This is a genomic window from Nitrospirillum amazonense, from assembly GCF_007828035.1.
In the GTDB taxonomy this organism is placed as follows: Bacteria; Pseudomonadota; Alphaproteobacteria; order Azospirillales; family Azospirillaceae; genus Nitrospirillum; species Nitrospirillum amazonense.
In genome coordinates this window covers 40,547-65,529 of the sequence record NZ_VITV01000013.1, presented here as the reverse complement: position 1 = coordinate 65,529, position 24,983 = coordinate 40,547, and the positions used below count along the sequence as shown (strand labels likewise).

17 protein-coding genes, 3 pseudogenes and 1 riboswitch are annotated in these 24,983 nt (G+C 58.8%); of the genes and pseudogenes, 15 read left to right on the top strand and 5 right to left on the bottom strand.

Annotation, left to right across the window (positions count from 1 at the left end):
* The first annotated feature begins 62 nt into the window (after positions 1-62).
* From FBZ87_RS25515 to FBZ87_RS25490, 6 genes are all read left to right on the top strand, one after another.
* Complete coding sequence (locus tag FBZ87_RS25515) at positions 63-1,076, top strand: sulfotransferase domain-containing protein (protein ID WP_145613401.1); 1,014 nt, start codon at positions 63-65, stop codon at positions 1,074-1,076.
* Positions 1,077-1,769: 693 nt separating this feature from the next.
* A complete protein-coding gene (locus FBZ87_RS25510; protein WP_145613400.1) occupies positions 1,770-3,134 on the top strand; it encodes a glycosyltransferase in 1,365 nt (454 codons plus the stop codon).
* A 561-nt stretch (positions 3,135-3,695) separates the two neighbouring features.
* Positions 3,696-4,886 (top strand): glycosyltransferase family protein, encoded by a 1,191-nt coding sequence (locus FBZ87_RS25505; RefSeq protein ID WP_145613399.1) that lies wholly within the window; start codon positions 3,696-3,698, stop codon positions 4,884-4,886.
* Entirely contained in the window at positions 4,883-7,099 is a 2,217-nt protein-coding gene (locus FBZ87_RS25500; protein WP_145613398.1) for a glycosyltransferase, read from the top strand. The genes FBZ87_RS25505 and FBZ87_RS25500 overlap by 4 nt, the downstream gene beginning before the upstream one ends.
* A gap of 61 nt (positions 7,100-7,160) precedes the next feature.
* The gene (locus FBZ87_RS25495) at positions 7,161-8,135 is read left to right on the top strand and encodes an NAD-dependent epimerase/dehydratase family protein (RefSeq protein WP_145613397.1); all 975 of its coding nucleotides are present in this window, start codon (positions 7,161-7,163) and stop codon (positions 8,133-8,135) included.
* Positions 8,136-8,469: 334 nt separating this feature from the next.
* Complete coding sequence (locus FBZ87_RS25490; RefSeq protein ID WP_145613396.1) at positions 8,470-10,302, top strand: hypothetical protein; 1,833 nt, start codon at positions 8,470-8,472, stop codon at positions 10,300-10,302.
* A gap of 431 nt (positions 10,303-10,733) precedes the next feature.
* On the opposite strand, the gene FBZ87_RS25485 is transcribed toward FBZ87_RS25490, so the two are convergent.
* Entirely contained in the window at positions 10,734-11,765 is a 1,032-nt protein-coding gene (locus tag FBZ87_RS25485) for an IS110 family RNA-guided transposase (protein ID WP_145613395.1), read from the bottom strand.
* A 144-nt stretch (positions 11,766-11,909) separates the two neighbouring features.
* Positions 11,910-12,400: pseudogene (locus FBZ87_RS29920) on the bottom strand (transposase); the annotation flags it as partial.
* A 59-nt stretch (positions 12,401-12,459) separates the two neighbouring features.
* On the opposite strand from FBZ87_RS29920, the pseudogene FBZ87_RS25475 reads away from it, so the two are divergent.
* Positions 12,460-12,606 (top strand): annotated as a pseudogene (locus FBZ87_RS25475) (IS256 family transposase); the annotation flags it as partial.
* A gap of 154 nt (positions 12,607-12,760) precedes the next feature.
* Here the strand turns inward: FBZ87_RS25475 and istB are convergent.
* Both istB and istA read right to left on the bottom strand, forming a co-directional pair.
* Complete coding sequence (gene istB, locus FBZ87_RS25470; RefSeq protein ID WP_145613394.1) at positions 12,761-13,630, bottom strand: IS21-like element helper ATPase IstB; 870 nt, start codon at positions 13,628-13,630, stop codon at positions 12,761-12,763.
* Positions 13,627-15,129 carry an IS21 family transposase gene (gene istA / locus FBZ87_RS25465; protein ID WP_145613393.1) on the bottom strand — a complete coding sequence of 501 codons (1,503 nt, stop codon included), beginning with the start codon at positions 15,127-15,129 and terminating at the stop codon, positions 13,627-13,629. The genes istB and istA overlap by 4 nt, the downstream gene beginning before the upstream one ends.
* Before the next feature lie 229 nt (positions 15,130-15,358).
* Between istA and FBZ87_RS25460 the strand changes: the two genes are divergently transcribed.
* The 4 genes and pseudogenes from FBZ87_RS25460 (at position 15,359) to FBZ87_RS25450 (ending at position 17,643) form a co-directional block, all read left to right on the top strand.
* The gene (locus FBZ87_RS25460) at positions 15,359-15,709 is read left to right on the top strand and encodes an IS4/Tn5 family transposase DNA-binding protein (protein WP_211107190.1); all 351 of its coding nucleotides are present in this window, start codon (positions 15,359-15,361) and stop codon (positions 15,707-15,709) included.
* A 63-nt stretch (positions 15,710-15,772) separates the two neighbouring features.
* Positions 15,773-15,991 (top strand): annotated as a pseudogene (locus tag FBZ87_RS29915) (transposase); the annotation flags it as partial.
* Positions 15,943-16,491 carry an IS5 family transposase gene (locus FBZ87_RS29910; protein ID WP_246134600.1) on the top strand — a complete coding sequence of 183 codons (549 nt, stop codon included), beginning with the start codon at positions 15,943-15,945 and terminating at the stop codon, positions 16,489-16,491. The pseudogene FBZ87_RS29915 and the gene FBZ87_RS29910, both read left to right, overlap by 49 nt.
* Before the next feature lie 42 nt (positions 16,492-16,533).
* Complete coding sequence (locus FBZ87_RS25450; RefSeq protein WP_211107186.1) at positions 16,534-17,643, top strand: IS4 family transposase; 1,110 nt, start codon at positions 16,534-16,536, stop codon at positions 17,641-17,643.
* 593 nt (positions 17,644-18,236) lie between these two features.
* On the opposite strand, the gene FBZ87_RS25445 is transcribed toward FBZ87_RS25450, so the two are convergent.
* Positions 18,237-19,271: a tetratricopeptide repeat protein gene (locus FBZ87_RS25445; protein ID WP_145613392.1), complete on the bottom strand. Its 1,035-nt coding sequence runs from the start codon at positions 19,269-19,271 to the stop codon at positions 18,237-18,239.
* A 667-nt stretch (positions 19,272-19,938) separates the two neighbouring features.
* Here FBZ87_RS25445 and FBZ87_RS25440 point away from each other — a divergent pair.
* The 4 genes from FBZ87_RS25440 (at position 19,939) to cobW (ending at position 24,839) form a co-directional block, all read left to right on the top strand.
* A complete protein-coding gene (locus FBZ87_RS25440; RefSeq protein ID WP_145613455.1) occupies positions 19,939-21,051 on the top strand; it encodes an IS5 family transposase in 1,113 nt (370 codons plus the stop codon).
* Positions 21,048-21,374: a hypothetical protein gene (locus FBZ87_RS25435; protein ID WP_145613391.1), complete on the top strand. Its 327-nt coding sequence runs from the start codon at positions 21,048-21,050 to the stop codon at positions 21,372-21,374. Before FBZ87_RS25440 ends, FBZ87_RS25435 begins: the two co-directional genes overlap by 4 nt.
* Before the next feature lie 40 nt (positions 21,375-21,414).
* Complete coding sequence (locus tag FBZ87_RS25430; RefSeq protein ID WP_145613390.1) at positions 21,415-23,301, top strand: hypothetical protein; 1,887 nt, start codon at positions 21,415-21,417, stop codon at positions 23,299-23,301.
* Positions 23,302-23,406: 105 nt separating this feature from the next.
* Positions 23,407-23,630: riboswitch (cobalamin riboswitch) on the top strand.
* Positions 23,631-23,789: 159 nt separating this feature from the next.
* Positions 23,790-24,839 (top strand): cobalamin biosynthesis protein CobW, encoded by a 1,050-nt coding sequence (gene cobW / locus FBZ87_RS25425; RefSeq protein ID WP_145613389.1) that lies wholly within the window; start codon positions 23,790-23,792, stop codon positions 24,837-24,839.
* Positions 24,840-24,983 lie beyond the last annotated feature (144 nt).

The following is a 24,983-nucleotide window of genomic DNA, read 5'->3' as shown; positions in this document are numbered from 1 at the left end:
ATTGTCTGGCCTTGGGCGAGGGGCTAAGTTGTCACCAAAGAGAACAAATTAAGGCTTTTTTTATGACGGAACTCGGCACCACGGGTGGCAAGCAAAGCATTCTGTTTATCGGGATAGCGCGAGGCGGAAGTTCAATCTGCAATCAAATTCTCTCGGTTTTGGCACAATCCTGCAACTATGAATTGCGGGATATTGAGACCGAACATTTTAATGCCGGGGTCCCCGTCAGCCACATTTCGCAAGACATCTTCGAAGGGCTTGAGAGAAGCCAAGTCTATTATGGCCCTTTCCGCAGCGCGCCCGAATCTCTTCGTAAGGTGAGTTTGCGCGGGATACGGAAGGTCATGGTTGTCCGAGACCCGCGAGACTGTCTGGTTTCACACTATTACGCCATGAAAAATTTCCATGCTCGTTTCCAGATTGGCAAAGGCTTGGACGAAATGGAAAAAGGGGCCCCAATTGATATCGACATCGACAGCCACTGTCTATCGGTGGCGTCCGAATATAAGGAAACGCTTCACGGACTCGCCGCATTCGTCTATCGGAACGCTGATACGATAGTCTACCGCTACGAAGACATCTTTCAGAATCCGGGCGCATGGGTCCTGGACGCCATAAGGCGACTGAATCTTACGCCGACTGAAGATGCGCTGAAGGACGCCATGGTCCTGGCCAACTTCGAAGCCACAGGCGAAAATGAGTTCGTGCACAAGCGTCAGGGGCGGCCCTTCGACCATTTGAACAAGTTGAAAGCGTCCACCATCGAAGCCATCTCCCGGGTGCTGGATCCGGAACTGGGCATGTTTGGATACGGTATCCGCCCGCTTCAGTTGGCGACGGGCGTTGCCGTAGCGCAGGACGAGAGTCTGCGCATTGAGTTCACAGCTCTCAAGAAAGCGATCTTGGACTTGGCCGAACAAAACGGGTTCCGCATCGGAGAGACTGGCGAGCTATCTCGAGAAAATGGCTTCAGGATTGATGAAATTAGCAGTCTGACGAGGCGCCTCGAGGCCCTTGAGGCCAAGTTGGCCACTGCACAGCCCGGAGGCACGGATAGCGCTCAAATCGAGGAGTAGCGTGTGCCGGGCTTCCACCGTAGAGCGGGAACAGAAGCCCGCCCCCGCGTCTCGCCCGCGCGGTTAATCAACTCCCGCCGATAAGCTGAAAGCTATCTGCCTCTGGCCACGCTACATTAAGAGCCATGTACCCACCGCTTCCCAGGAAGCGGTGGGTCGTCGTTTTCCCTGATCAGGCTTGGCAAGCGGCACGGCCGACGGGAGGGAAGTAGGGTAGCTGCTGAACCGAAGCGGAGCGCAAGGTTGAACCAATTTCAATGGCCTGTGCCGCGGGGACGGTTGCGCGATTGGCCCGAACCCTTCGACCTTCACAGCTGGGTTGTTTACCTAGTGCGGGACGATGTGCGCAACGGCGGGGCCTGGGACGATGAGGCAACCCAACGTCGCTTCCTGCTGTGGTGGCTCTGTGGGGGCCGGCGCGACTATCGGCACACGTCAGCTCCTGCCGGCCAAGTAGCCCTAGCCTGGAGCCTGGGCACGTCTGCCCACGTCGACCGGGACCAAAACGTACAGGTTCCAATCCTGCTAGATTGGATCCTCGCGCAACGGGATGACATCGTCGCCGCTTTTCGCACAACGGAGCCAGGCGGGCGTGAACGAGCGCTGGGTTGGCTCCTCATTTATGGGCGCCGCGAACTTCATCTGGAGGACCTATTCCCACCACGAGTCCTGGAATGGCTGGAGGGGGAATCCATGGCCCCTGATGGCAGTCCGCTTGGCCTTTCGCGCCTCATGCATTTTTGCCACGCGGCCGACGCCGGCTTGAGGCAACAGTTCAACATCCTTGAGGATGGCGGCCGCGCGGCTTACATGGCATGGTGTCTGACGGGTGGCTTCCGCCACCTCGGCGTCGATATCCTGACGAGCGGCCGCAACACCCCCTCCCTGCGTGAACCGGTCACGCCCGCTCAAAAGGGACACATCTCCCCCCCGGACCACGCGGTCGCCCTCGTGGGTTATGCGTTCGGTGAATTAGGTATCGGCGAGGACGTCCGGTCCATGGCGGCCGCGTTGCGGACCGCCGATGTGCCTTTCGGGATCCTCGATTTTCCTAAAGGCTTGGCGGCGCGACAGCAGGATTATACGGCCGCCGCGGACGTCGCGGATCATTCCACCGCTCCCGTGACATGCTTCTGTCTGACTGGCTTCGACACCGGACGCTATCTAGTGGAACGGGGAGAAGCCCGATTTCGGGAGAGTTATGTCGTCGGCTATTGGCCTTGGGAGCTTCCACATTGGCCACGTCCCTGGTCGGTCGCCTTCGAATTGGTGGATGAGGTTTGGGTTTCGTCACGCTTCACACAAGACGCACTGCAACTGGTTTCGCCAGTGCCCGTGATATATATGCCCATGTGCGTGCGCCTTGCGCCACCAGTGCTGTTCGACCGCAGTACACTCGGCGCGATTCTCGGCAACTTTCTTTTCCTTTATGTGTTCGACGCCAACTCGTACCTTGAGCGTAAGAATCCCGCAGGTGTGATCGCGGCGTTCCGACGAGCGTTCCCCACGATGACCGAGCCGGTCGGCCTCGTCCTCAAGGTCATGAATGCGCCCCCCGACTCCGCGGCTTGGGAGGCAGTCGCCGAGGCGGCCCGACAGGACCCACGCATTCGCATCATCGCGATGACAACGACCCGGGCTGAGGTGCTGGGCCTGATCGAGGCCTGCGACGCTTATGTTTCTCTGCATCGTTCCGAAGGGTTCGGGCGCACCATAGCGGAAGCGATGCTCCTGGAACGCCCGGTGGTGGCAACTGGCTGGTCCGGTAGTGACGAACTGATTACCCAGGACACGGCGTTGGCTGTGCGATCCGCGCTGATTCCAGTCGAGCCCGGCGCCTATCCCTTGGCGGACGGCACCCATTGGGCCGATCCTGATCTGGATCACGCCGCCTACTGCCTGCGCCAGACGGTCCAAGATAGCCATGGGCGCGCAAAGCGCGTCGCGGTGGCGCGATCGCGTGTGGAAGAGCGTCACAGCGCCGCCGCCGTCGGGGCCCGCTATCGTGAGCGGCTCAACCTGATCGGCCAGATTATCAATGGAAAAACGGCGCATTGACGCATGGAGAGGCCGACTACGGCGTGGGACGGCCACCTTCCCACCACCCAAACACGATTCCCAAGACGGGGCGGCTAGGCAAAACAAGCGCCTAAAGGTATACACTGCACTCGATATTGAGTGGTAGCCGATTTCGGCGATGATGGGCAAAGGTCAATAGAATGGGCACTATTACATCCAGCGACGCGCAGCGGCAACCTGCAACCAAATTGCGAGGCCCAGCTCGGGAATACCTGACAGCACCTTCTTCTTTAGCGAGATTCGGCACTTTTCCTTAATCGATATGGAGCAATTTCCGAAGGTGATCACATTCAGTCATTGGGAGAAAAGGAAGATAGGAAATCACCTTCGGAATAACACTAATTTTAATAAAAACGTTATCCACGCCGGCATATATCTAGGATCTTTTTGGTCACTCGAAGAAATAAAGGACGGCATTTAATATACATTTGGGAACAACGAATTTTCGGAGATGAAAAGAATTAATTAAAATTTCAATCAGGTTTAATACAATACTTAATCCTGAATCGATTACCATTCTCACGAAGGGTTTGCTGAACAATGTCTCGGCTTTTCATTCTCGATCCGGTTTGTGCGCAGCTGCTCGGACACAATCTCACCAGCCTGGTGAAGTTTCGATCTTATTTTTCTTCATTTAGCTACTACGACAGCATTATCCCTGTCGCCAGCCGGCTACTGCCAGAGGCGTTCGCCCAAGAAAATGAGGTCGAGCAAGCATTCCACTTTTATTATCACAATCGGATGAAGGTTTCGGATGCGCAGGGCCGCGCCATAGTCGACGCCACCGCCGTCTTGCCGGACTACGAGGAACGGATGCTGGAACTCGCGACCACGGATGCGCGGGAATTTTTTGAACGCTTCTCCATCGGAGCCGCCGATTCACTTTTTTTCCCAAGTGTCGACTTCTTCTCATGCCTGGCGATATTCGAGATGCTGAGAACACTCCCACCCGAGCGGGCGCCCCGCCTCTATCTTCGCTTCATCGGCGTGATGGAGTATTCCTGCCGCCTGTATCCCGATCCGAAGCGTGAGTTGCTGCGCCAGGTGAAGGACATCATTTCTCGGGGGTATCCGGTGTTCCTGTCGGCGGAAGCCTCGGTTTACGCCGACCATCTGGCAGAATTGCTGGATGCCCCGGTCGCCGCGACGCCGGTTCCGCCCTTCCATGATATCCTACCAATGGATGATGGAGAGGAGTTTGTCGTTGTGTCGCCGGGCTCCGGCCGAATTGACAAGGGGTTCAACCTTCTCCCTAGCATCATCAGCGACTTCAGACGCAGCTACCCGCGTCTGAAAGTCCGCTTCCTGATCCAGAACTTGCCGCCCTGGGATTTGGAACACAATATGAAGTCGGCCTCGCAGATCTACGCTGCCCCTGGTGTCGAATTATTGCCATCATCGATCTCCTTCGAGGAGATGACGGCGATGTTCCGCCGGGCGCATTTGGTGCTGATGCCCTATGCGGCGGATATTTACGAGCTGCGCTCCTCCGCCATTCTGACGGAATCGGTCGGACACGGTCGTCAGATAATCACGAGCAGGGGCACAGGATTTGAAAAGGAGGTGTCGTATTTCAATCTAGGGCTTGTATGCGCAGATGTCGGCGGCTACGTTGCCGCCCTTGCACAGTTTAGTCAAATGTCTCGCCGTCAGCTGACGAATCGCGCCAATCAGGCACGTCATCGTTATACGACCTATTGCCTATCCCAGTACAAGGAGTGGCTCAAGTGAGAAAAATTCTATTTGTTGATCATATTTTCCACAGGAAGACGATTTCGTCTCAATTCTTTCTTGATCTGCTCCGGACGCGGTACGAAGTGGAGGTTCTGTTTGTCGACCCCGCTGAAGGGTTGCCTCCAGATTTCACGGCGCCCGCCGATGTCCAGGTCGCCGTCCTTTGGCAGATGGACTATCTGGCGCCACTCTTTCTGGCGGCCGGGTTGCCTACGGTCGTCGTCCCAATGTACGATGGTTCGGGGCAAATGCCCAGGACCCACTGGGGGATATCCGGTGAGGCCCGGTTCATATCCTTCTCGTTCAACCTCCATGAAAGCATCCGTCGGGCGGGGTGCAACAGCTTGCTGGTGAAGTATTTCCCGGAGATTCCGAACGAATTCGTCAGCGACTTCTCAGAGATGCGAGGTTTTCTATGGCAGAGAGCCCCGCAGACCGGTATCCACTGGCGAACCATCAATCACATGATCGGCCACCAGCTGGCGTCGCTGCACATTCACGACGCACCGGATGGGCTTTTCATCGACCAGAGCGCCCATAGCTTCATTGGAGGGGTGCACTACCCGGTTACAGTTTCCACCTGGTTCGAGAACAAGGCCGATCTTCTGGCGGCCATGCACCGCTGCAATGTTTTCATTGCCCCCCGGCCCTCCGAGGGGATTGGCATGGCTTTTCTGGAAGCCATGGCGCGGGGGTGCTGTGTCATCGCCCACGACCTGCCAACCCATAACGAGTACATTCTGAATTGGGTCAATGGCATCCTGTTCAACAAGGATAACGCTGGCCCTTTCAGCATCAGCAACGCTGCGGAAATTGGCCGGTCCGCCCGCGAAACCGCGGTCGAAGGCCGGCGGGTGTGGCTGGAACGGGACTGCGGACGGATTTTGGACTTCATCGCCGACGCTGTCCGGCCCAACCGCACCATGGCGCATTTCGACCGGCGCAAACTGGACCGGCTGGTCAACAGCTATGTCCGCGGCTACGAGCATTACGTGTCCTTTCTGAAGATGCATGAGGACACGGTCGATGACATTCTCGGCAACACACGGCAGGAGGAGCCGAAGCGCATCTCCCCCAAGGTGTACAATCGCCTGCTTGAGTTCAGCGCCATGGATGATCGTGGCGCGTTCTCGGCCATGGGGCTTGGCCCGCTCATCGACGATTGCGTCTGGACGGCGGCGCAGACGGCCATGTTCAATATTCCACTGGAACCGTCCCCCCCAGGCGCCGTCTTGCTCCTGATGGACATCATGGCGCCCGCCAACGCGCCGCATTCTTTGCAAACACGCCTGTTGATCAACGAGGAGGTCGTCGCCCAAATCCAACTGTCACCAGATTATGGGTGTATCCGCCTGCGATGTGTGATTCCAACCGCGGCCCGGCGTGGTCGCGCCTTGCAACTTAAGATCGTCACGGACTGTCTGGTTTCAGTCCCCAGTAGCACCCTGCGTACCGGCTCGACGTTGCGCGGCATTGGCATTCGGGCGATGGGCGTCTTCGATCTGGACCACGCGCCTCTTAAGGACATCGTCGAGCTCGAGGCACAGGCGGAATCCGTAGTGGCGGATCCTACCGCCCGCCGGCCGTTTGTGATGTGGTGCCTCAACAAGGGCCTGCAAATTGACAGTCCGGAGGCGGTAGCCCGCTTCGACGATGGGCGTCACCGGCGGGCCATGGACAACGCTCCCGCGATCAATGTGGTTGAAAGCGCCAGGGTGCAAAGGGTGGAGACAGCGCAGCGCAGCACCCACCGCATGGATACCATTTGGCGCACCCGCAGCTCGCGCGTTCACCCAATCCTTGGTGATGTGCCTTATCATGCGTTGATGGATCAAATCCTGGCGGAGCGAAGCGACGTCGCGTCGGGCCTGGACATCGGGAGCGACCAGGGCTTGGCCGCCTTCGTCGCTTGGTATTATCTGGTCGGCGTAGTGGAACATCATCTGGAAGACTATCTACACCCGGAAGAGGTGGCGTGGCTTCATGAGGACTGCCCATCTGGCAGCGAAGTCGCGGGACAGCGGCTCAGCCGCGTTCTCTACTGTCTTTGGGCCATGCGGTCGGACTTGCAGCACGCTTTCGACCTCAGTCGACCGGAAGGTCCGGGCGCACTGGCCGCATGGGCGGAGATCTACGGGGTGCAGGAGTACCCGCATTTGGCCAATTTCATTTCCGCTCGTCACGGGACTGCGGCTCTTGAGCTCGCTTGACCTCGGCCCCGGGGCATCAGGCTCGTGACATAGCGCAGCCAGTTTGAATGAGGAGGAATTCATGAAGCAGATTCTTGTGCTGGGTGCTGGCGGCTTTATCGGCAGCCATCTGGTGAAGCGTCTCAAGGCAGAAGGCAATTGGGTTCGCGGCGTGGACGTCAAGTACCCGCGCTATGAGGAAACCCCTGCCGACGACTTTGTTATTGGCGACCTGCGTGAGCAGTATGTTGTCCGCCAGGTGATCGACCGTCGCTTTGACGAGGTCTATCAGTTGGCGGCGGACATGGGCGGGGCCGGATACATTTTCACGGGCCAGCATGACGCTGAGATCATGCACAACTCGGCGACCATCAATCTCAACGTTCTGGACGCCTGTCACAAGCGCAACATCAAGCGGATTTTCTATTCGTCCTCCGCTTGCATGTACCCGCAGGAGAACCAGGAGGATCCCAACAACCCCAACTGCCGCGAGGACAGCGCCTATCCCGCTCATCCCGATAGCGAGTACGGATGGGAAAAGCTGTTCAGCGAACGCCTTTTCCTCGCGTATCACCGCAACCACGGGATCGAAGCGCGCGTCGCCCGTTATCACAACATCTTCGGGCCGCTGGGCTCCTGGAATGACGGGCGCGAGAAGTCTCCCGCCGCGATCTGCCGCAAGGTTGCGATGGCGCAGGATGGCGGCGAGATCGAAATCTGGGGTGACGGCACGCAGACCCGTTCCTTCCTGTTCATCGACGAGTGTCTGGAGGGCACCATTCGCCTGACCCGTTCCGGCTTCACCGGTCCGGTCAATATCGGCTCGGATGAGATGGTGACGATCAACCAACTGGTCGACATCGTGTCATCGATCGCCGGCAAGCAACTTTACAAGCGGCATATCCCGGGTCCCCTGGGTGTCCGCGGCCGCAACTCCGACAACACGCTGATCCGCGAACGCCTGGAGTGGGCCCCCAGCCTGACGCTGCGCGCCGGCCTGGAAAAGACTTACGCCTGGATTTCCGAGCAGATTCGCCGGAAGGCAAACGATCGCTGATTGGCGTGCGATACCAGTAGATCGGCGCCCGACCAGCGCATATAGTCCTGAAGAAATACCCCTGGTCATGGTGGATGGCGTGTTAGCCGCTATGACCAGGTTTCGGGATTCGACGGGCAACTAAAAACGAGGATGATCGTCATTAATGGTATGCGGATATTTGCTCGTACCATTCCAGACGACCACTCACTTCTCTCCATTTTCATGAATTGAGAATACCTTCCTCTATCGTTCGGTCGTAAAAACGCGTTTAATATCGGCTTTAATTACAACAAGATGGGCAGAAATTCGTTAAATAGCCTAATACATCTACTCTAACGATGGAAATCTCCGCATGGCCAGCTTCAAACTCCCGGTGTATGGAAATTCAAACATCCTGACATATCTGGCCACACATCGAAAAGACATTGAGGTTATTTCCGACAACGAGGTTCGTACGAGACCGCATGTAGCATTCTTACACGTCAATATGCTGACGGCAATCAGATCCAGTCAAACTGGATATGCATTCGAAGATATCCTGCGCGAATATAAAGAAAAGATCGCCGATAACTCGAATTACTATATATTAATAGATTACTCTCATGAAGGGGCTGCATTCAATGAAGTCTTTTCGTCATCAATAATAGAAATGCACAACCTATTGATTGAATACAATATAGATGAATCGAAAGTTTCTCTAGCTCAACACAACATATTATTTGGGAACGAAAGCTCGGGATATTTGCGTTGGTGTCGGCGCCACGGGAGGCGCCCATTCAATCTACATTTAGTTCATTGGTGGATGCTCGATCAATCCGCTATGTTGCACAAAAAATATTCGGACTCCCATATTCTGAACCAGCATATTGACAATTTAACGGCCGCAATATTTTCCGATAATCCGAAACCGAAGCGATTCCTCTGTTTTAATTATTTTCCAAGGCCGCACCGAGTTTTGCTCCTCCTTTGGATGATCGAAAGAAATATACTTAACAAAGGTCTTGTTTCATTTCCCGGATTTCGCATCCCCGAAGTTCCTCACATCGATTTTTTCGAGGAATCAAAATATTACTGCAGTAATATCGGCCTCGGGCAACGACTAAGCAAGCACCTCGATCAGCTTGCACGCCTATCTCCTCTTATAGCTGACACGGATGGTGTTTCCAATAAGTCATCTTTACAAGATCGATTTGTTCAAGAACCATATCTTATTACAGATTTTTCAATTATCACCGAAACAGATTTTAGTAACGGTCTTGATTCTCGACGCGTAACGGAAAAATTCCTAAAAAGCGCCTCTAATATGCATCCTTTTCTTATTGCCGGCGAGCCGGGATCGCTCTCCTCGCTCCGGGAGCACGGATTCGTAACGTTTGAACCTTTTTTTGACGAAACCTACGATACTTTTGCCGATCCCGAGACACGAATCGAAAGACTATTTGCCAACGTCAGTAACAAATGCAGCGCTACCCCATACGAGGTCAGCCAAAGCATTCGTTCTATGTATCCTATACTGCTGCGGAATATGGAGTATGTGGCTAGCGATTTCTGGGGTCACAATCGGGAAAAATACGAAACCCCCCTAGTTGAATATCTCCAGCGCAAATTTCTGGGTCTGTACGAGACGATGACTGATAAAATACGCGAACGGCCTTATTGCGAATCAATAGAGATTCCTAGCGACGATGTAACCGTATTTAGCATTGGATCCACCCTGGATTTAAACGATATTCGCCCCCTAAAAAATTTCAGGGGCTATGTAGTACTGTCTGACACTCTCGATCCAGGGAACCATTGCTGCGTATTCAGGATCAACCGTGGCTTGGATTCAAAGATTATTCTCCGCATCGATATAAAGTCGGCTGGCGCGAAAAGTATCATGATAGATATAAAGCATCCAAGAAGAGCTGGGGTACGCCTAATGTTTAATTTCGACATTGGTGTCATTACATCGGTTGATCAACTCTCCTATGGTGCCCAGCTATCTGTAGACATTCAAGACCAAGGTGACGGCTGGTTCCAACTGGGGGCGGAGTGCTATCTGGGCGGGAGGAACGATCCCTTCGATATCGTTTTCTATTTGGGGAATCCACATGTCACGTTCGATGGCACGGGAACGAACTCCGTGCTACTATCCAGCATGAGCCTAATATTACAACGTCCGGCTAATTCTACTGTGTCATAAGTAGCGTATTTTATGGCAGCATGGACATCGTGGGAGTGTTCTGGCGAGTGCCTGTGCGATGGTTATGCGCATGGTGGCGATGGAGGTCGGAACGTGGCGCTCAGGCCGTGGGGGTGGAGCCCCTGGGTCTATAAGCTTTGGGAATGTCAGGCGCCTTGAGGCTACTGTGTCAACGTATGGCCCGCCCCGTCCACAGGTGGTTTGACGATCCCGCCTTGATCAGTCTGCTTCAACGTATCCGGCCTCGGGGCAATGCCCCCTGCCAAGATGGAGATCCGCGCAGCCCGGTCCTCATAATCGGCCCGGCCTCGAAGGCCGTTGACAACGCCCAGGTTTCCGTACTGCCGTTCGACTGCCAGGCCATCTCATCCTACCGCCCGCAGACACCGGCGACCGTGCGCAGCGTTGACCGCGCGCCGATCAATTTCGTCTCATGCCGCCACGGCATGTGCCGCATCGAAGCCTTGTCCACCCGTCAGGACGGCCCAGGCGATGCGCGCCAATTTGTTGGCGAGCGCCGCCACCACCACGGTGTTCTTGTGGGCGCGCTCCAGCAAGCCTTTCACCCAGCGGCCGAGCGGCGTATCGCGCTCGACCAGCAACGGCAGCACCGCCCGGGCGCCGTGGATCAGGTTCTTGCGCAAGTAGCGGTTGCCGCGCTTGCTGATGCCGAGCAGCTTGGGTTTGCCACCCGTCGTCATCTGGCGTGGCACCAGCCCCAGCCAGGCGGCCATGTCCCGGCCGCGCGCAAACGCGCGACCATCGCCGACGGCCGCCACCAGCGCCGTCGCGTTGATGCTGCCAATGCCGGGCACCGAGATCAGGCGGCGGACCGTCTCGTCGTTGCGGGCCTGGGCGACGAACTCGGTGTCGAACGCGGCGATCCGGTGATCCAGCCCCTGCCATTCCTCGCGCAAATCGCTGACCAACTGGCGGATGCGGGGGCTCAAGCCCAACGCCTCGTCGGCCAGGATGCCGGGCAATTCCTTTTCCAGCTTGCGCCGCCCCTGCGCCACGGTGATGCCCCGCTCCAGCAGGAGTGCCCGCAGGTGGTTGATGAGCGCGGTCCGGTCGTTCACCAGGCGCTCCCGCGCCCTGTGCAGCGATTGCATGTCCGACTGCGCTTGGGTCTTCACCTCGACAAAGCGCATCGTCGGCCGCGTCGCCGCCTCCGCAATCGCCTCGGCGTCCCGGTCGTCGTTCTTTTGCGCCTTCACGTAGGGACGCACATATTCCGGCGACATCAGCCGGACCTCATGCCCCTGCGCCGCCAACTGCCGACCCAGGTGATGCGCCCCGCAGCAAGCCTCCATCGCCACCACGCACCCAGGCCACTGCCGAGAAAGGCCGACAATGCCCTCCCGCTTCAGCCGGCGGCGAAGCACAACCTGGCCGGCGGCGTTCAGCCCGGCAACGCTGCAGGAATTCTTGCCAAGGTCGATCCCAAGAACAACGATATCCATCGGTCCGCTCCTCTCCCTCTCGCAAAGGTCTGCAATCTTAACCCATCGCTTCGAGAGGGGCGGGCCATCCTATAATCGGCGGCGTAACGGGACCCCGTATCGGCGCCCAATAGGGTCTCTGACGCAAACTTGATGATGGGCAGATCATTCGGCACCGATGACGCGGGCCTGGAGTAGGTCAAGCTTGCCGCGGCCATACATCTGGCGTTTGACGAGTTTGAGCTTGGTGATCTGGCCTTCGGTTTGGCCATTGGACCAGGGTGACGTGATGGCGGCGGCTACAGCGGCGCGATCCTTGATGATGCCGTTGGCGAACGACGCCACCAGGCTACCTTTGGCCCGATCCAGTCAAGGTTGGAGGTCGCTGAGGGACTTGCGCCGGATCATCCCCTGGAAGTCGGCGACAATGTTCCTGGTATCGACCAAGCCGGGGACGCCCCCTTCAATGGCAGCGATGACGATGGTTTCCGCCTTGGTCAGGGTATCGCTGCCCAAGGTCATGAGCCGGGCGATGGTTCGAGCCGACAGCGTGCGCTGAGGGCCTCTGCCCCCATCTGATCCGCGCGCTGCCGGCGGGTCGCCCACTCGGCGACGACCCGCAGGGAACCCCGGAAGCCCTGCTGATGCAACCGGCGCGGGACTATCAGGAATTTCGTGCTCGGCGGGGTTATAGTGAGGAAAAAGGAGACCCTCCATGGCCCGACGCAAAGAGCCTGTTATCCCTGACGCGATCCTTGACCAGTTGCTTGCCGGAGCGGACGCCAAGACGGCGTTTGACCAGAACGGCCTGCTTGATCAGTTGAAGAAGGCGCTGACGGAACGTACCCCTCCGGCGAGGCTTTCAATTACCCATAAGTCGCTGACTCAAATAAAGATCCCGGACACGGGAATGTTGAATCAAATGAATCCCTTGTGATTCTATAGCGCGACAATCTGTGTGAGAGGCTGGCGAAAATCAGGATGAGAAGGGATGGTCGCGGCAGTGCAGGATCGCTCTATTTTGTTGTCGCTGGCAAGGGCGGTTTTTCTTCTTGATTGTCGCGGCGCGACATTTCCTCGACGGTGTTGATTGTCGCGAATGTAGGTGGTCTGCCGGCCCGTGACTGTCGTTGGATGGCGGACCTTCGGCGATAGCTCTCGACGTTCATCTCGAAGATTGTGGCGTGATGGACGAGGCGGTCGACGGCGGCGAGTGTCATGGCGGGATCAGGGAAGACGCGGTTCCACTCGCCGAAGGGCTGGTTGGCGGTGATGAGCATGGATCGGCGCTCGTATCGCGCGCTGATGAGCTCGAAGAGGACGGACGTCTCGGCCTGGTCCTTGGTGACGTAGGCCAGGTCGTCGAGGATGAGCAGGTGGTATTTTTCGAGCTTGGCGATGGCGGCTTCGAGCGCCAGTTCGCGGCGGGCGACCTGGAGCTTCTGGACGAGGTCGGAGGTTCGGGTGAAGAGGACGCGCCAGCCGTTTTCGATCAAGGCGAGGCCGATGGCGGCCGCCAGATGCGACTTCCCCCCGCCTGGCGGCCCAAACAGGATCAAGTTTGCGCCCTTTTCGAGCCAGCCGTCGCCGGAGCAGAGGGCGGTGACCTGGGCCCTGCTGATCATGGGGACGGCGTCGAAGGCGAAGCTGTCGAGGGTTTTGCCAGGCGGCAGGCGGGCGTCCCCCAGGTGGCGTTCGATGCGGCGACGGTCGCGTTCGGCGACCTCATGCTCGGCCAGGGCGGCCAGGAGACGGACGGCGGGCCATCCCTCCTTGTCGGCGCGAGCGGCGAACTCGGGCCAGACCAGCTTGATGGCCGGCAGGCGCAGGTCGTTGAGAATCAGGCTGAGCCTCTGGGCGTCGATGGCGGGATTGACGGTGGTCATGCCGCACCTCCGGTCAGCAGGGCGTCGTAGGCGCTGAGGGGGGCCAGCTTGACCACGACTTCGGGCAAGGTGCCGGGGGATGGCGCGAAGCGTCGCCTGAGCACGTCCATGTCGGGCAGACGGCCGGCGTCGATGTCGGCGACGAGCGCTTCGGCCAGTTCGGCCTCGCAGGCCCGTTCATGGGCCATGGCGAGGAGGTCGACCATGCGCCGGCAGGCGTCCTTCTCCGACCCCGCTTCCAACAGGCGCTCGAAGGTTCGCTTGTAGGCGTCCCGGGGGAAGAGCTGATCGCGGTAGACCAGCCGCAGCAGGGCCATGGGCTTGCGCCGAAGGCTGTGGATCAGGTGGCGGTAGTCGACGACATGGCCATGGGCGCCATTGCCGGCCGCCCGTCCGCGCCGCAGGGTCATGAGGTGGGTGCCGCCGACGAACAGGTCCAACCGGTCATCGTAGCGCCGCACGCGCAGGCGATGTCCGATCAGGCGGGATGGCACGGTGTAGAACACCTTGCGCAGCGTGAAGGCGCTGGAGGAAGTGACGGTGACGATGACTTCCTCGAAGTCGCTGGTCCGGCGGTCGGGCAAGGGATGCAAGGCGGCACGCTCGAGGTCGATGCGGGGGCCATGACGGCGGTTGCGGCGGCCGACCACCTCGTCGATGAAGCCGCGATAGGCCGCCAGGTCGTCGAAGTCCGGAGAGCCGCGCAGCAGCAGGGCATCGCGGACCGCCGCCTTCAGGTGGCCGTGGGCGCTCTCGATCGAGCCGTTCTCGTGGGCGACGCCCCGGTTGTTGCGGCTGGGCGTCATGCCGTAGTGTTGGCACAGCGCGTCGTAGCGACGGGTCAGGTCCTGGCCGGCCTCGGCGTCCAGGTTGCGGAACGCCGCCGACAGGCTGTCGCTGCGATGGTCGGCCGGCGCCCCGCCCAGGGCCCAGAGCGCGTTCTGCAGCCCCTCCGCCAAGGCGACGTAGCTTTCGCCGCCCAGGATGACATGGGCATGCTCGAAGCCGGACCAGGGCAGGCGGAAGTGATAGAGCCGATGATCGAGCGGGCAGCCAGCAACACGCACGCCCAGGTCGCCCATCTCCGTGAAGTCGGAGAGGCCCAGCCGGCCGGGCTCATGCGTCTGGCGGAAGATCACCTCCCGTTCCGCGCCATGAACCGCCCGCCAGGCGCGGATCCGCCGTTCCAGCGTCCGGCGCACCCCGGGACTGAGGTGGGGGTGGCGGCGCATCAGTTCCTCGTACACACCGATTGGCCGCAGGCCCGGCGCCGCCTTCAGCAGTGGCACGACCTCGCTGTCGAAAATATCCGCCAGGGGGTCGGGGCGCCGACGGCCCCGCTCCTCCGGCCGCACCGAGGGGAGCACCGGATCGTGCAGGATCCGATACCCGGTCGCCGCGCTGAAGCCCGCCTTGGCCGCCGCCGCGGTCACCGGGATCGTTTGCCGCAACTTCATGAATAGCCTCATCTGATGGTCGTTGACGTGGCGGCCGGGCAATCACGGGGCATCCTCTGGAAATCCGAGATGCTCCCTCTTTACCCGGCCGACCCCGACCATCCGCAGCACCCAAAAGGCGCCACACCAGCAGCTGCCCCGGCTACGGGCTACGCCCTCCGCCGGGGCAGCTGCTGGCGATTCTCATCCTGATTGTCGCGCTGCTCTCATCCTGTTTGTCGCGCGGCAGTGATTCCTTATCGAGCACCTGATTCGCTTGATGGGGTGCGGGATGTCGGTTCGGAACGATGGTTCAGCGCATTGGAGCGACCAAGAGGTCGATGAGGCGGCGTTCAAAGACGCGCGGCTTGGTCGGCGGTTTGCGGACATCCTGAAGCAGCTCGGCGACGGAATGGGCGGGTCCATTCCCTTCGCGTGCCAGGATTGGGCAAGCACGAAGGCCGCCTATCGGTTCTTCTCCAATACCAAGGTGGAGGAAGGCGATATCCTGAGTGGGCACTTCGACGCCACCCGGGCGCGGTATGACGCCTGCAACGGCCCGATCCTGTTGCTGCAGGATACGACGGAGTTCACTTACCAACGCCGCAAGCCCCATGACGTCGGGTTCACTAGGACCTGTTGACAAAGGGGCTTCCCAAGATGTGTCGGGCGTGATTCAACGCTGATCTTTACGGAGGTCAGCTTGATGCGCGGCGATGTAACGGACGAAGAGTGGGCGATTATCGAGGCATTGTTGCCATCCGAGCGCGGCCGGGGTTGCCGGCCATCTCACGACAATCGCCGCTTCCTGAACGGGATGCTCTACGTACTACGTGTCGGCTGCCCGTGGCGGGACATGCACGAGCGCTACGGTAAATGGAACTCTGTCTATGTTCGGTTCCGGCGCTGGGCCGAGCAGGGGGTGTGGGACGCGCTGCTTCAGACCCTGGTCGATCTTGGGCTGACCGACGACTGGCAGCACATGATCGACAGCACCACCGTCCGGGGCCACAGCCAGGCCGCCGGCGCAAAAGGGGGACTCATAAGGAGGGCTTTGGTCGAAGCCGCGGCGGCTTTACGAGCAAAATCCACGCCCGCGCAGACGGTCAAGGACGCCCTCTCGGCTTCGTCCTGACCGGTGGCCAGGCTTCCGACTACGAAGCCGTGCCGGACCTGTTCGACCTTGATGTGCGCAAGCCCAGGCTGATGCTGGCCGACAAGGGCTATGATGGCGACGAGGTCCGGCAAGGCCTGCTCGTCCACGGCGTCCTGCCCGTCATCCCACCCAGATCGAACCGGCGGGAGCCGATCGCTTGCGACTTCCAGAGCTACAAGGACCGCAACCGCATCGAGCGCATGTTCAATCGGCTGAAGCAGTTCCGCTGCATCGCCACCCGATACGACAAACCGCGAAATCCTTCATAGGCTTCCTCAATCTCGCCGCCGCCAAAATCTAGCTACCCTTCTTTGTCAACAGGCCCTAAGAGCATCAACAGCGGGCGCGACAAAAAGGGACGGCTTCGCCATCACGCCGTATGCGGAATCCTGATGCATTCCAGCTTGGCCGTCACGGTCGAAGGACTGCCACTCGGACTGGCGGCGGTGAAATTCTGGAACCGCGACAAGTTCAGAGGAACCGCCGCGCTCAAGCGTAAAATCAACCCGACGCGCGTTCCGATCGAGAAGAAGGAGAGCGTCCGATGGCTGGAGAATCTTCGCCAGTCGATCGACCGCTTTGGCCAGCCAGACCGGTGTATTCATGTCGGTGACCGCGAGAGCGATATCTTTGAGCTCTACTGCCTCACCCAGGAATTGGGCACGCATTTTGTGGTTCGCACCTGCGTCGACCGCCTGGCTGGCGACGGGAGCCACACGGTCGCGGCCGAGATGAGTGACGTCGGCACTGCGGGCCAGCACATCATCGAAGTGCGTGACGATGCCGGCGAAGTTGTCAAAGTCGCGCTGGATGTCCGGTTCAAGCGAATTCGGGTCTTGCCACCGATCGGAAAGCAGAGGCGCTATCCGTCGCTGGACCTTACGGTCATCCACGCTGTCGAGCCGAGCGCCCCAAAGGGCCGAAAACGCATCGAATGGAAGTTGCTCAGTGACCTTCCGGTCGCAAGCTGCGCTGAGGCCGTCGAGAAAATCAAATGGTACGCGATGCGCTGGAAGATCGAGGTCTTCCACAAGATCTTGAAATCCGGCTGCCGAGCGGAGGACGCGAAATTGCGCACTGCCGATCGCCTGGCAAACTTGGTCTCGGTCTTCTGCATCATCAGCTGGCGCGTATTGTGGCTAACAATGCTCGCCCGAACTTCGCCAGACTCGCCGCCCACCGTGGCGCTGACTGACGAGGAGATCGTAATTCCCGACCGGCTCATCGGCGACGCCGGCAACCGCAGAACCCAGCCCGGAACCCTGATATTCTATCTGACCAAGCTGGCCCGACTTGGCGGATATCTCGCGAGAGCAGCGGACCCTCCACCGGGCAACACGGTCATCTGGCGCGGCCTCACCCGACTGACCGACATTAAGCTCGGAGCCGAGATCGCAGGAGACCTGACTGTGGGTAATTGAAAGCTACGCCGCATGCTTACGCTCATCGTGGCTTCAGTCTCTCAGGAGTGAAAGCCTCCGACAATCCCGGCGCGGTTCACCTCGCCGTTCCGGCCGCCTTCGGCGACGGCAACGGCGTTCCGTAACTTCGAAACGTCCAATCCGATATAGGCTTCGCTGCTATACTGCTCCATGGCTCGTCCTCCTCACGGTGAGGAAAGGCTCAATACCACGAGCAACCCTCGATCCGCGTGAATGCGGGGACGAGCCACCTCACCTCGGACAAACATCCGGTCTTACCCTGTTCCCGCAAAACCCCAATGATCTGCTCTTCCGTGAACCGTGAACGCTTCATCATCCGTCTCCTGCTTGAGGCGGTCTCTAACTTAAACTGGGGGCGTGCTCGGGGAGCAGGTCACCGCCGTCTGATAACCTCATGAGCGGTCTACTGTCAGGACATAACCGTCTCTGTACAGATTACCACCAGCATATTCGGCAACCACTTGGCGTTTGAACGGTGCTTCGCCATGACCCTACTCCTGCAAGGCCCGACATCACCGTCAATCTTTTATCCGCAGTGTCCACCCCAAAGGGGGCGCACTCCAAACGAGGTACTATTTTGATAATTCTTTCCACTCCGCCTGCATTCCAGCCTCGAGTAAAAGAGAAAGAAATTGATTACGGTCACTAACATGACCCCCATAAGACAAAATTTGTCGCAAAATTGCGCGACCCTCTTCAAACCTTTTCGTGTATATTAGATAATAAGCTAATAAGAATTGAGCATGAATAAGCGCCGGCCGGTAAAGTACCAGCAATTGGGATGCCAGCAAAGCTGGCTTTGGACCATGTATTTTTCCGAGAAGCTCAATTATCTCATACCAGACCTCTTCTCGAGAGGCCTCCTCTACAAAGGTAAAAGCAAGGGAAATTGCACTACCTGCCTCTTCGTGCCGACCAGTCCGATAAAGTATCTTAGCTAATTCCACCCTGGGCTCCGGACTCCTCGATGCAAATTTGACAGCATTCCTGGCAGCATGCTCAATTTCACCTGCGAATCGATCGACGTTTCGACTAAGAGCATAAACGCGATTTATCCAATAAATAACAGATTTCCCGCGATGATTTCTGATCTTTTTTCTAATGGAAAACGCATCAATGGTTATTTGATCAGAATTAAATATCGAATCAATGGCCCCAGTATCGATTAGATGAAGTATTGTCGCATGACCGGTAAAAGGCGCAAGGATTGGAGTCGCATCAGAGTTTTCAATTATTTTTCTCGCATGCCAACTATCTTCTTCAAAAATAGGGTCATAAAAAAATACAGATCCCTTTTTTACATGCTCGCGCCTGATCTCCATCTCCTCATGGAGGCTACTATCAAAAAATTTATAATAAGGCCCCGCCATACCTTCCGATTTTGCCGGATCAATTGTGTATTGAGGACTGGATGCAATAGCCACCGCGTTTAAATCAGCGGAATAACGGAGGGCTGCGTACCCCCCCTGGCTATGCCCATACGTAATAATGGATAGTGGACGACTCTGTTGCAGATCAGAATTAATAACTCTTATGGCTCCCTCCATATCTTTTCTTGGAAACCAATTCGGAGACTTGGACATAACACCGTACAGACTGTAGCCCATTGCCGACAGATACTCCTCCCCCCAGAACCTAGTCCCGTTGGCGAGCATTCCACGTTCATTAAACGTGATTACAACTTCTCTCCGCGTCCCTGGCTTGCAAACAACAGCAAGGCTCGGCGAATCGAAAATGATACGTGAGGAATTCATTGACATAACCACTTCAGAAAATTTTCGGGCAGACTATTTGCGCAAAGTCCCTATTTTTTCCAGGATGATCCAATTATACATCATCCGCTTATTCTTATATAAGCTCGTCATTGCCTCATAACTCCACGGTAGGCGCTTTATCATTGAAGCCATGTACCAAATTGGAACGTGTACGGTATCAATCAGCCCTGAACCACCTTTGCGAAACGATTGCCTAACGTCAATCAATCAAACGAGACTCCTCCAAGCCTGCAACCTTCAGCCTCTCCAACGAGGGCAATTGGACGCGCCACCATATCAGGAGACTTTAAGGTCTCCCTATCCCTTCCAATTTCCGGACACCGCCCGATGTTAATCTAGCAGGATCGTTCCGGTTGACGCATCCGAAACTGATCCGTTGCCTCCTGCACAGGATAATGGGATGCGAGAGGGGGCTGCCTAGCAGGCTGTTGAAAAAGCCTGTGGCCGCCTGAGTGTTGGCATGATTCACTGTTGGCCTTGGAACGGAGCCGAGGGCGGCATGCGGGGATCAGACGAGCGGTCGGGGGAGTTGTTCTCCTACGTTGATCTTGAGATGCGGGTGCGGGCGGATCATCCGCTCCGCCCGATCCGGGAGATGGCGAACACGGCGCTGGCGGTTCTGTCGGGTGACTTCGGCGCGCTTTATTCCGGCATGGGGCGGCCGTCGGTCGCGCCGGAGATGCTGCTGCGGGCCATGCTGTTGCAGGCGTTCTACTCGATCCGGTCTGAGCGTCAGTTGATGGAGCGGCTGGAATACGACCTGCTGTTCCGCTGGTTCGTGGGCTTGGGCGTGGATGATCCGGCGTGGGATCATTCGACGTTCTCCAAGAACCGGGACCGTCTGCTGGACGGTGAGATCGCGTCGAAGTTCCTGGTGGCGGTGCTGGCCCAGCCGAGGGTGAAACGGCTGCTGTCCAGCGAACACTTCAGCGTTGACGGGACCTTGATCGAGGCTTGGGCGTCGCAGAAAAGCTTCAGGCCGAAAGCATCCCCGGATCGCCAAGACGACGATGGTAAGGGAGATGGCGACACCGGTGGCGGGCGAAACGCTCCGGCGGACTTCCGTGGTGAGAAACGTTCCAACGAAATGCATGAGAGCGCGACCGATCCCGATGCCAGGCTCTACCGGAAGGGTGCCGGTATGGAAGCCAGGCTGTGCTTCATCGGGCATGGACTGATGGAGAACCGGTCGGGGCTGATCGTGGACACACGGCTGACCCGCGCATCGGGGCACGCGGAACGACTGGCTGCCCTGGAGATGATCGAAGGCTGGGCCAACCGGCCTCGCGCCATCACCTTGGGTGGTGACCGGGCCTATGACGCCGCCGACTTCGTGGAGGAACTGCGGACGCTCAATGTGCGCCCGCATGTTGCCCAGAACATCAGCGGGCGGCGTTCGGCCATCGACGGGCGCACCACCCGCCACCCCGGCTATTCGGCATCCTTGAAGGCGCGCAAGCGCATTGAGGAGGCCTTCGGCTGGATGAAGACGGTGGCTGGCTTGCGCCGAACCAAGCTGCGCGGCCTCGCCAAGGTGGATTGGGCCTTCGCCTTCACCGCCGCCGCTTACAACCTGGTGCGCCTGCCCAAGCTCCTGGCGGTTACGCCATGAGCGGCCCGGCGGATTGCAAAATCCTCGGGCGTTGGCGGATCGTTGAGGCTGACCTCTGGGATGGCAGCTACCTCAACCTGGCCGGGCCCGCCACGCTGACCATCGGCAACGACGGCCACGGTGAAATGGCCTTCGGCGCCATGCAAGCCAGCCTGGATCTGCAATATGGCCGCTCCATCGTCTTCTTCCGGTGGGGCGGTTCCGATGAAGGTGATGAGGTCACCGGCTCAGGATCGGCTGAGCTTAACGATGACGGCACGCTTGAGATCGAGCTCTCATACGACAACGACGACGAGGTCACTCTCAAAGCCCGAAGAAGCTGACTTCTTCAACACTCTGTTAGAAATTTCCGGAGTACTGCCCATGCCCATATCAGCGTTATTGCGCGGTCTTGCTGCCGTCGCCATTTTAAACGCCATTTCCGCAGTTTCTTATGCCCAACCGGATCAGTCGGGGCAGACCGATCAAATTAAAGAAGAGGCCCACAACAGCCGCGACAGCCCTGGAGTGGGAACGGAACAAACCTATGAATCCCGCGCGGCGGCGGCGGCGCTTCGTATCCCGAAAAGCACCCGCACGTTGCGGACATCCGGCTATGCCACGGCAGGGGATGGGGGCGCCGCTCGTTATATCCGCGTGAACACCCAGGCTTCCTATGCCGGGTTCCAATCGGCGGATGGAGCGTATTGGGCCCTGAACGAAGTTATCGTGCATCCCGAGATGGCCGGAGGCTTGGCGGATGGCAAGACCGATATTGTACCGGCCCTAGACCAGCTCATGGGATTTTTAGGACCCTATTCGGGCAATACCTTGCCGTCCGGCGGACGGATCGAATTTTCATGCAACCGTACCTACTATGCCGGCTCGTCGGTCAACACGACGGGCAAGCACGGCGTGAAACTCATCGGCTGCGGTAACCATTCGACCGTCATCACGGCCAAAGGCGGCAATTACCCTGTCTTCTATGACAACGGCTACGATAACGGCAATTTCAACACCATTAACGTGGAGATTGCCAACTTCACCGTCCGTTGCGGCGGGAACGCCAAGTCAGAGGCACATGGGGTCAAGTGGGCTCTGTCCAACACTGGCAGCATCCACGACAATTTCTTCCTATCCTGCAATCACGCCTTAGACGTGAATCGCCAATGGCAAACGCAGATCTATAATAACCGCATCGATGGCGCCGGAGAAGATGCGACCAAGATCTGCCTATACATGCCGGGGCCGATTTCAGCGGCCGATAAAGATTACAACAACTCGATTATTGCTTCCAATAATGTCTGTCAGCTATATAGCAGCGAGTCTGGATATTACGGAGCACGGATCATTAACGCCCAAGGGTCGATTTTCCACCACAACCAATGGATGGGTGGATACCAGGGTATTTATTATTGTGATCCGCCCGTGGCGACCTATCCGAGTGGCGCCCCCTTCCTCTGCCAGTTCGTATTCTTCGATCAGGATCAGGTGGATAGCGTTGGCAACGCGAACTGGTATTTCGTCAAGGGCCTTGCCGCCACGATGGGGCGTGGTGTCGTGCTGGAGCAACCATGGGCCGGAAACGGCAACGGCTACGGATTCGCGATCGACGGTGCCACGGGCCTTCAGATCAATAATCTGGAGCTAGAGGGCAACGATGTCGGAGTGGGCTTGAACAATACGTCCTTCACAACCGTCAGCGGCCATATCTATACCTTCAACCGACACAACACGCGAGCAGCGGGCCTGCAGTTCACAGGAACAACCAGCAACAACGTGGCCCACGTGCTGATGGAAACCACCCACCCGATGGAAGGCTATAACGGTATCGTGGAGACTGGTAGTCATAGCAATAACCAGTACTGGGGCGGCCGGGCCCCATGCACCCTTGGGCTTGGCCTGGGCGGAACGGCCAACACAGCGACCCTGAACACCTGCGAGTATGAGGTCCAGGGCACCCGCGTTGACCTGCAGTTCCGTATAGCTTTCAAGGGTGGACTATCCGGCAAGGGGGCCGCTGTCCTCACGGGATTGCCTGTCCAAAGCCAGGCAAGCGGCACCAATGCTGCGGCCGAGGGCGGGATCAACATGATATTGGGCATCAGCGGCATGAAGGCGCTCGGCGGACCTATCCTGCTGCAGCCGGTCGGCGGCGCCACTTCGGCCAACCTTTACATGCAGGCCTCCACGGGAAGCGTAGCGCTGGACAGCGCCAACTTTGGAAATTCCCCCACCTTGGCCGGACACATCTCCTATTTCAAGAACTAATAAGCCCTGACGCTGCACGCTTTTTTTTACGCGCTGCCGGGGAAGCCGCCGTGCGAAAATCATTGATCCCTAGCCCTCATGCAGCGCACTGTCGGCCCACCGACGGTGCCCCGGTCGCCGGCCGGATTTCCCACCGGCAGCTGGAGATAATAGGGAATCCGGTTCAAGGCCGGAGCTGCCCCCGCAACTGTGCGCGGTAGGTGCCAATACCCCCGGGCCGATAGGTCCGCGAGGAGCCGCCACTGGCCCGGGCCACCGCCCCGGCCGGGAAGGCAGGAGACGCGCCATGAACCGCAAGCCAGGAGACCTCCCGTCACGAGGTCCACATCTGGTCCGCCGGAGATGGCGGAGAGAGGGAAGTTTCGCCATGGCCCGCCCGCCCCCGCACGCGCGCCTTCCAAACGTCTTCGGCCTAAAACGGCCCCGCCCCGCATCCGCGGCCGCCAATGCGCCTGCCGGGCGCGACCGCCCCCTTTGAAAGCGAGCCCATGCCTACCCCCACCGCCAAAATCCCCGCCACCGTCATCACCGGCTTCCTCGGTGCCGGCAAGACCACGCTGATCCGCGGGCTGCTGCAGAACCCGGGAGGCCGCAAGCTGGCGCTGATCATCAACGAGTTCGGCGACGTCGGTGTGGACGGCGCGGTGCTCAAGGGCTGCGGCGACGCGGCCTGCCCGGAGGATCGAGTGATCGAACTGGCCAACGGCTGCCTGTGCTGCACCGTGGCGGACGATTTCGTGCCGGCGCTGGAAACGCTGCTGAACCGCGCCGATCCGCCGGACCACATTATCATCGAGACCAGCGGCCTGGCCCTGCCCAAGCCGCTGGTGCGCGCCTTCACCTGGCCCGCGGTGCGCTCGCGTGTTACGGTGGACGGCGTGGTGGCGGTGGTGGCGGCCGATGCCGTGGCCGAGGGCCGGTTCGCGCCCGATGCCGAGGCCCTGGCCCGGCAGAAGGCTGCCATGGAGGCCGGCGACGCCACGGTGGAGCACGAAACCCCGGTGCAGGAGGTGTTCGAGGATCAGGTGCTCTGCGCCGACCTGATCCTGGTCAGCAAGACCGACCTGGTGGACGAGGCGGGCCTGGCCGCCGTGGCCGACACGGTGAAGGCCCTGCGGCCCACCGCCCCGCCCCTGGTACGTGTGGCCCATGGCGATGTCGACCCCAATGTGCTGCTGGGCCTGTCGGCTGCGGCCGAAGCGGACCTCGACGCCCGCGTCAGCCACCACGATGGCGAGGAAGACCATGACCACGACGACTTCACCAGCTTCGTGGCCGAATTGCCATCCCAGGCCGATCCGGAGGCCCTGGTCCGCCGGCTGGGCGAGATCACCCAGCGCTTCGGCATACTGCGCCTGAAGGGCTTCATCGATGTGCCGGGCAAGCCCATGCGCCTGCTGGTGCAGGGTGTGGGCACCCGCATCCAGACCAGCTACGATCGGCTGTGGGGGCCGGACGAGGTACGGCGCAGCCGCCTGGTGGTGATCGGTGAGACGGGCCTGGACAAGGCGGCCATCGAGGCGGCGCTGGCCGCCTGATTGGTCGTGCGGGACCGGGCGTGGACGCAAAGCGGTGCCCTGCCCCATCCCGCTGTTGACCCATCCCGCTGTTGCCCATCCCGCTGTTGAATTGACGGCGTATAGGGGCTAGAGCGGCATAAAGCTGGCTTTTCGTCTTTCAGT

Excerpts from the sequence above, each read along its gene's own strand:
- FBZ87_RS25515 (WP_145613401.1), top strand. The coding sequence starts at position 63 with ATGACGGAACTCGGCACCACGGGTGGCAAGCAAAGCATTCTGTTTATC.
- FBZ87_RS25510 (WP_145613400.1), top strand. The coding sequence starts at position 1,770 with ATGGCCCCTGATGGCAGTCCGCTTGGCCTTTCGCGCCTCATGCATTTT.
- FBZ87_RS25505 (WP_145613399.1), top strand. The coding sequence starts at position 3,696 with ATGTCTCGGCTTTTCATTCTCGATCCGGTTTGTGCGCAGCTGCTCGGA.
- FBZ87_RS25495 (WP_145613397.1), top strand. The coding sequence starts at position 7,161 with ATGAAGCAGATTCTTGTGCTGGGTGCTGGCGGCTTTATCGGCAGCCAT.
- FBZ87_RS25490 (WP_145613396.1), top strand. The coding sequence starts at position 8,470 with ATGGCCAGCTTCAAACTCCCGGTGTATGGAAATTCAAACATCCTGACA.
- FBZ87_RS25485 (WP_145613395.1), bottom strand. The coding sequence starts at position 11,765 with ATGGATATCGTTGTTCTTGGGATCGACCTTGGCAAGAATTCCTGCAGC.
- istB (WP_145613394.1), bottom strand. The coding sequence starts at position 13,630 with ATGACCACCGTCAATCCCGCCATCGACGCCCAGAGGCTCAGCCTGATT.
- FBZ87_RS25460 (WP_211107190.1), top strand. The coding sequence starts at position 15,359 with ATGTCGGTTCGGAACGATGGTTCAGCGCATTGGAGCGACCAAGAGGTC.
- FBZ87_RS29910 (WP_246134600.1), top strand. The coding sequence starts at position 15,943 with ATGGAACTCTGTCTATGTTCGGTTCCGGCGCTGGGCCGAGCAGGGGGT.
- FBZ87_RS25445 (WP_145613392.1), bottom strand. The coding sequence starts at position 19,271 with ATGGGCTACAGTCTGTACGGTGTTATGTCCAAGTCTCCGAATTGGTTT.
- FBZ87_RS25440 (WP_145613455.1), top strand. The coding sequence starts at position 19,939 with ATGCGGGGATCAGACGAGCGGTCGGGGGAGTTGTTCTCCTACGTTGAT.
- FBZ87_RS25435 (WP_145613391.1), top strand. The coding sequence starts at position 21,048 with ATGAGCGGCCCGGCGGATTGCAAAATCCTCGGGCGTTGGCGGATCGTT.
- FBZ87_RS25430 (WP_145613390.1), top strand. The coding sequence starts at position 21,415 with ATGCCCATATCAGCGTTATTGCGCGGTCTTGCTGCCGTCGCCATTTTA.
- cobW (WP_145613389.1), top strand. The coding sequence starts at position 23,790 with ATGCCTACCCCCACCGCCAAAATCCCCGCCACCGTCATCACCGGCTTC.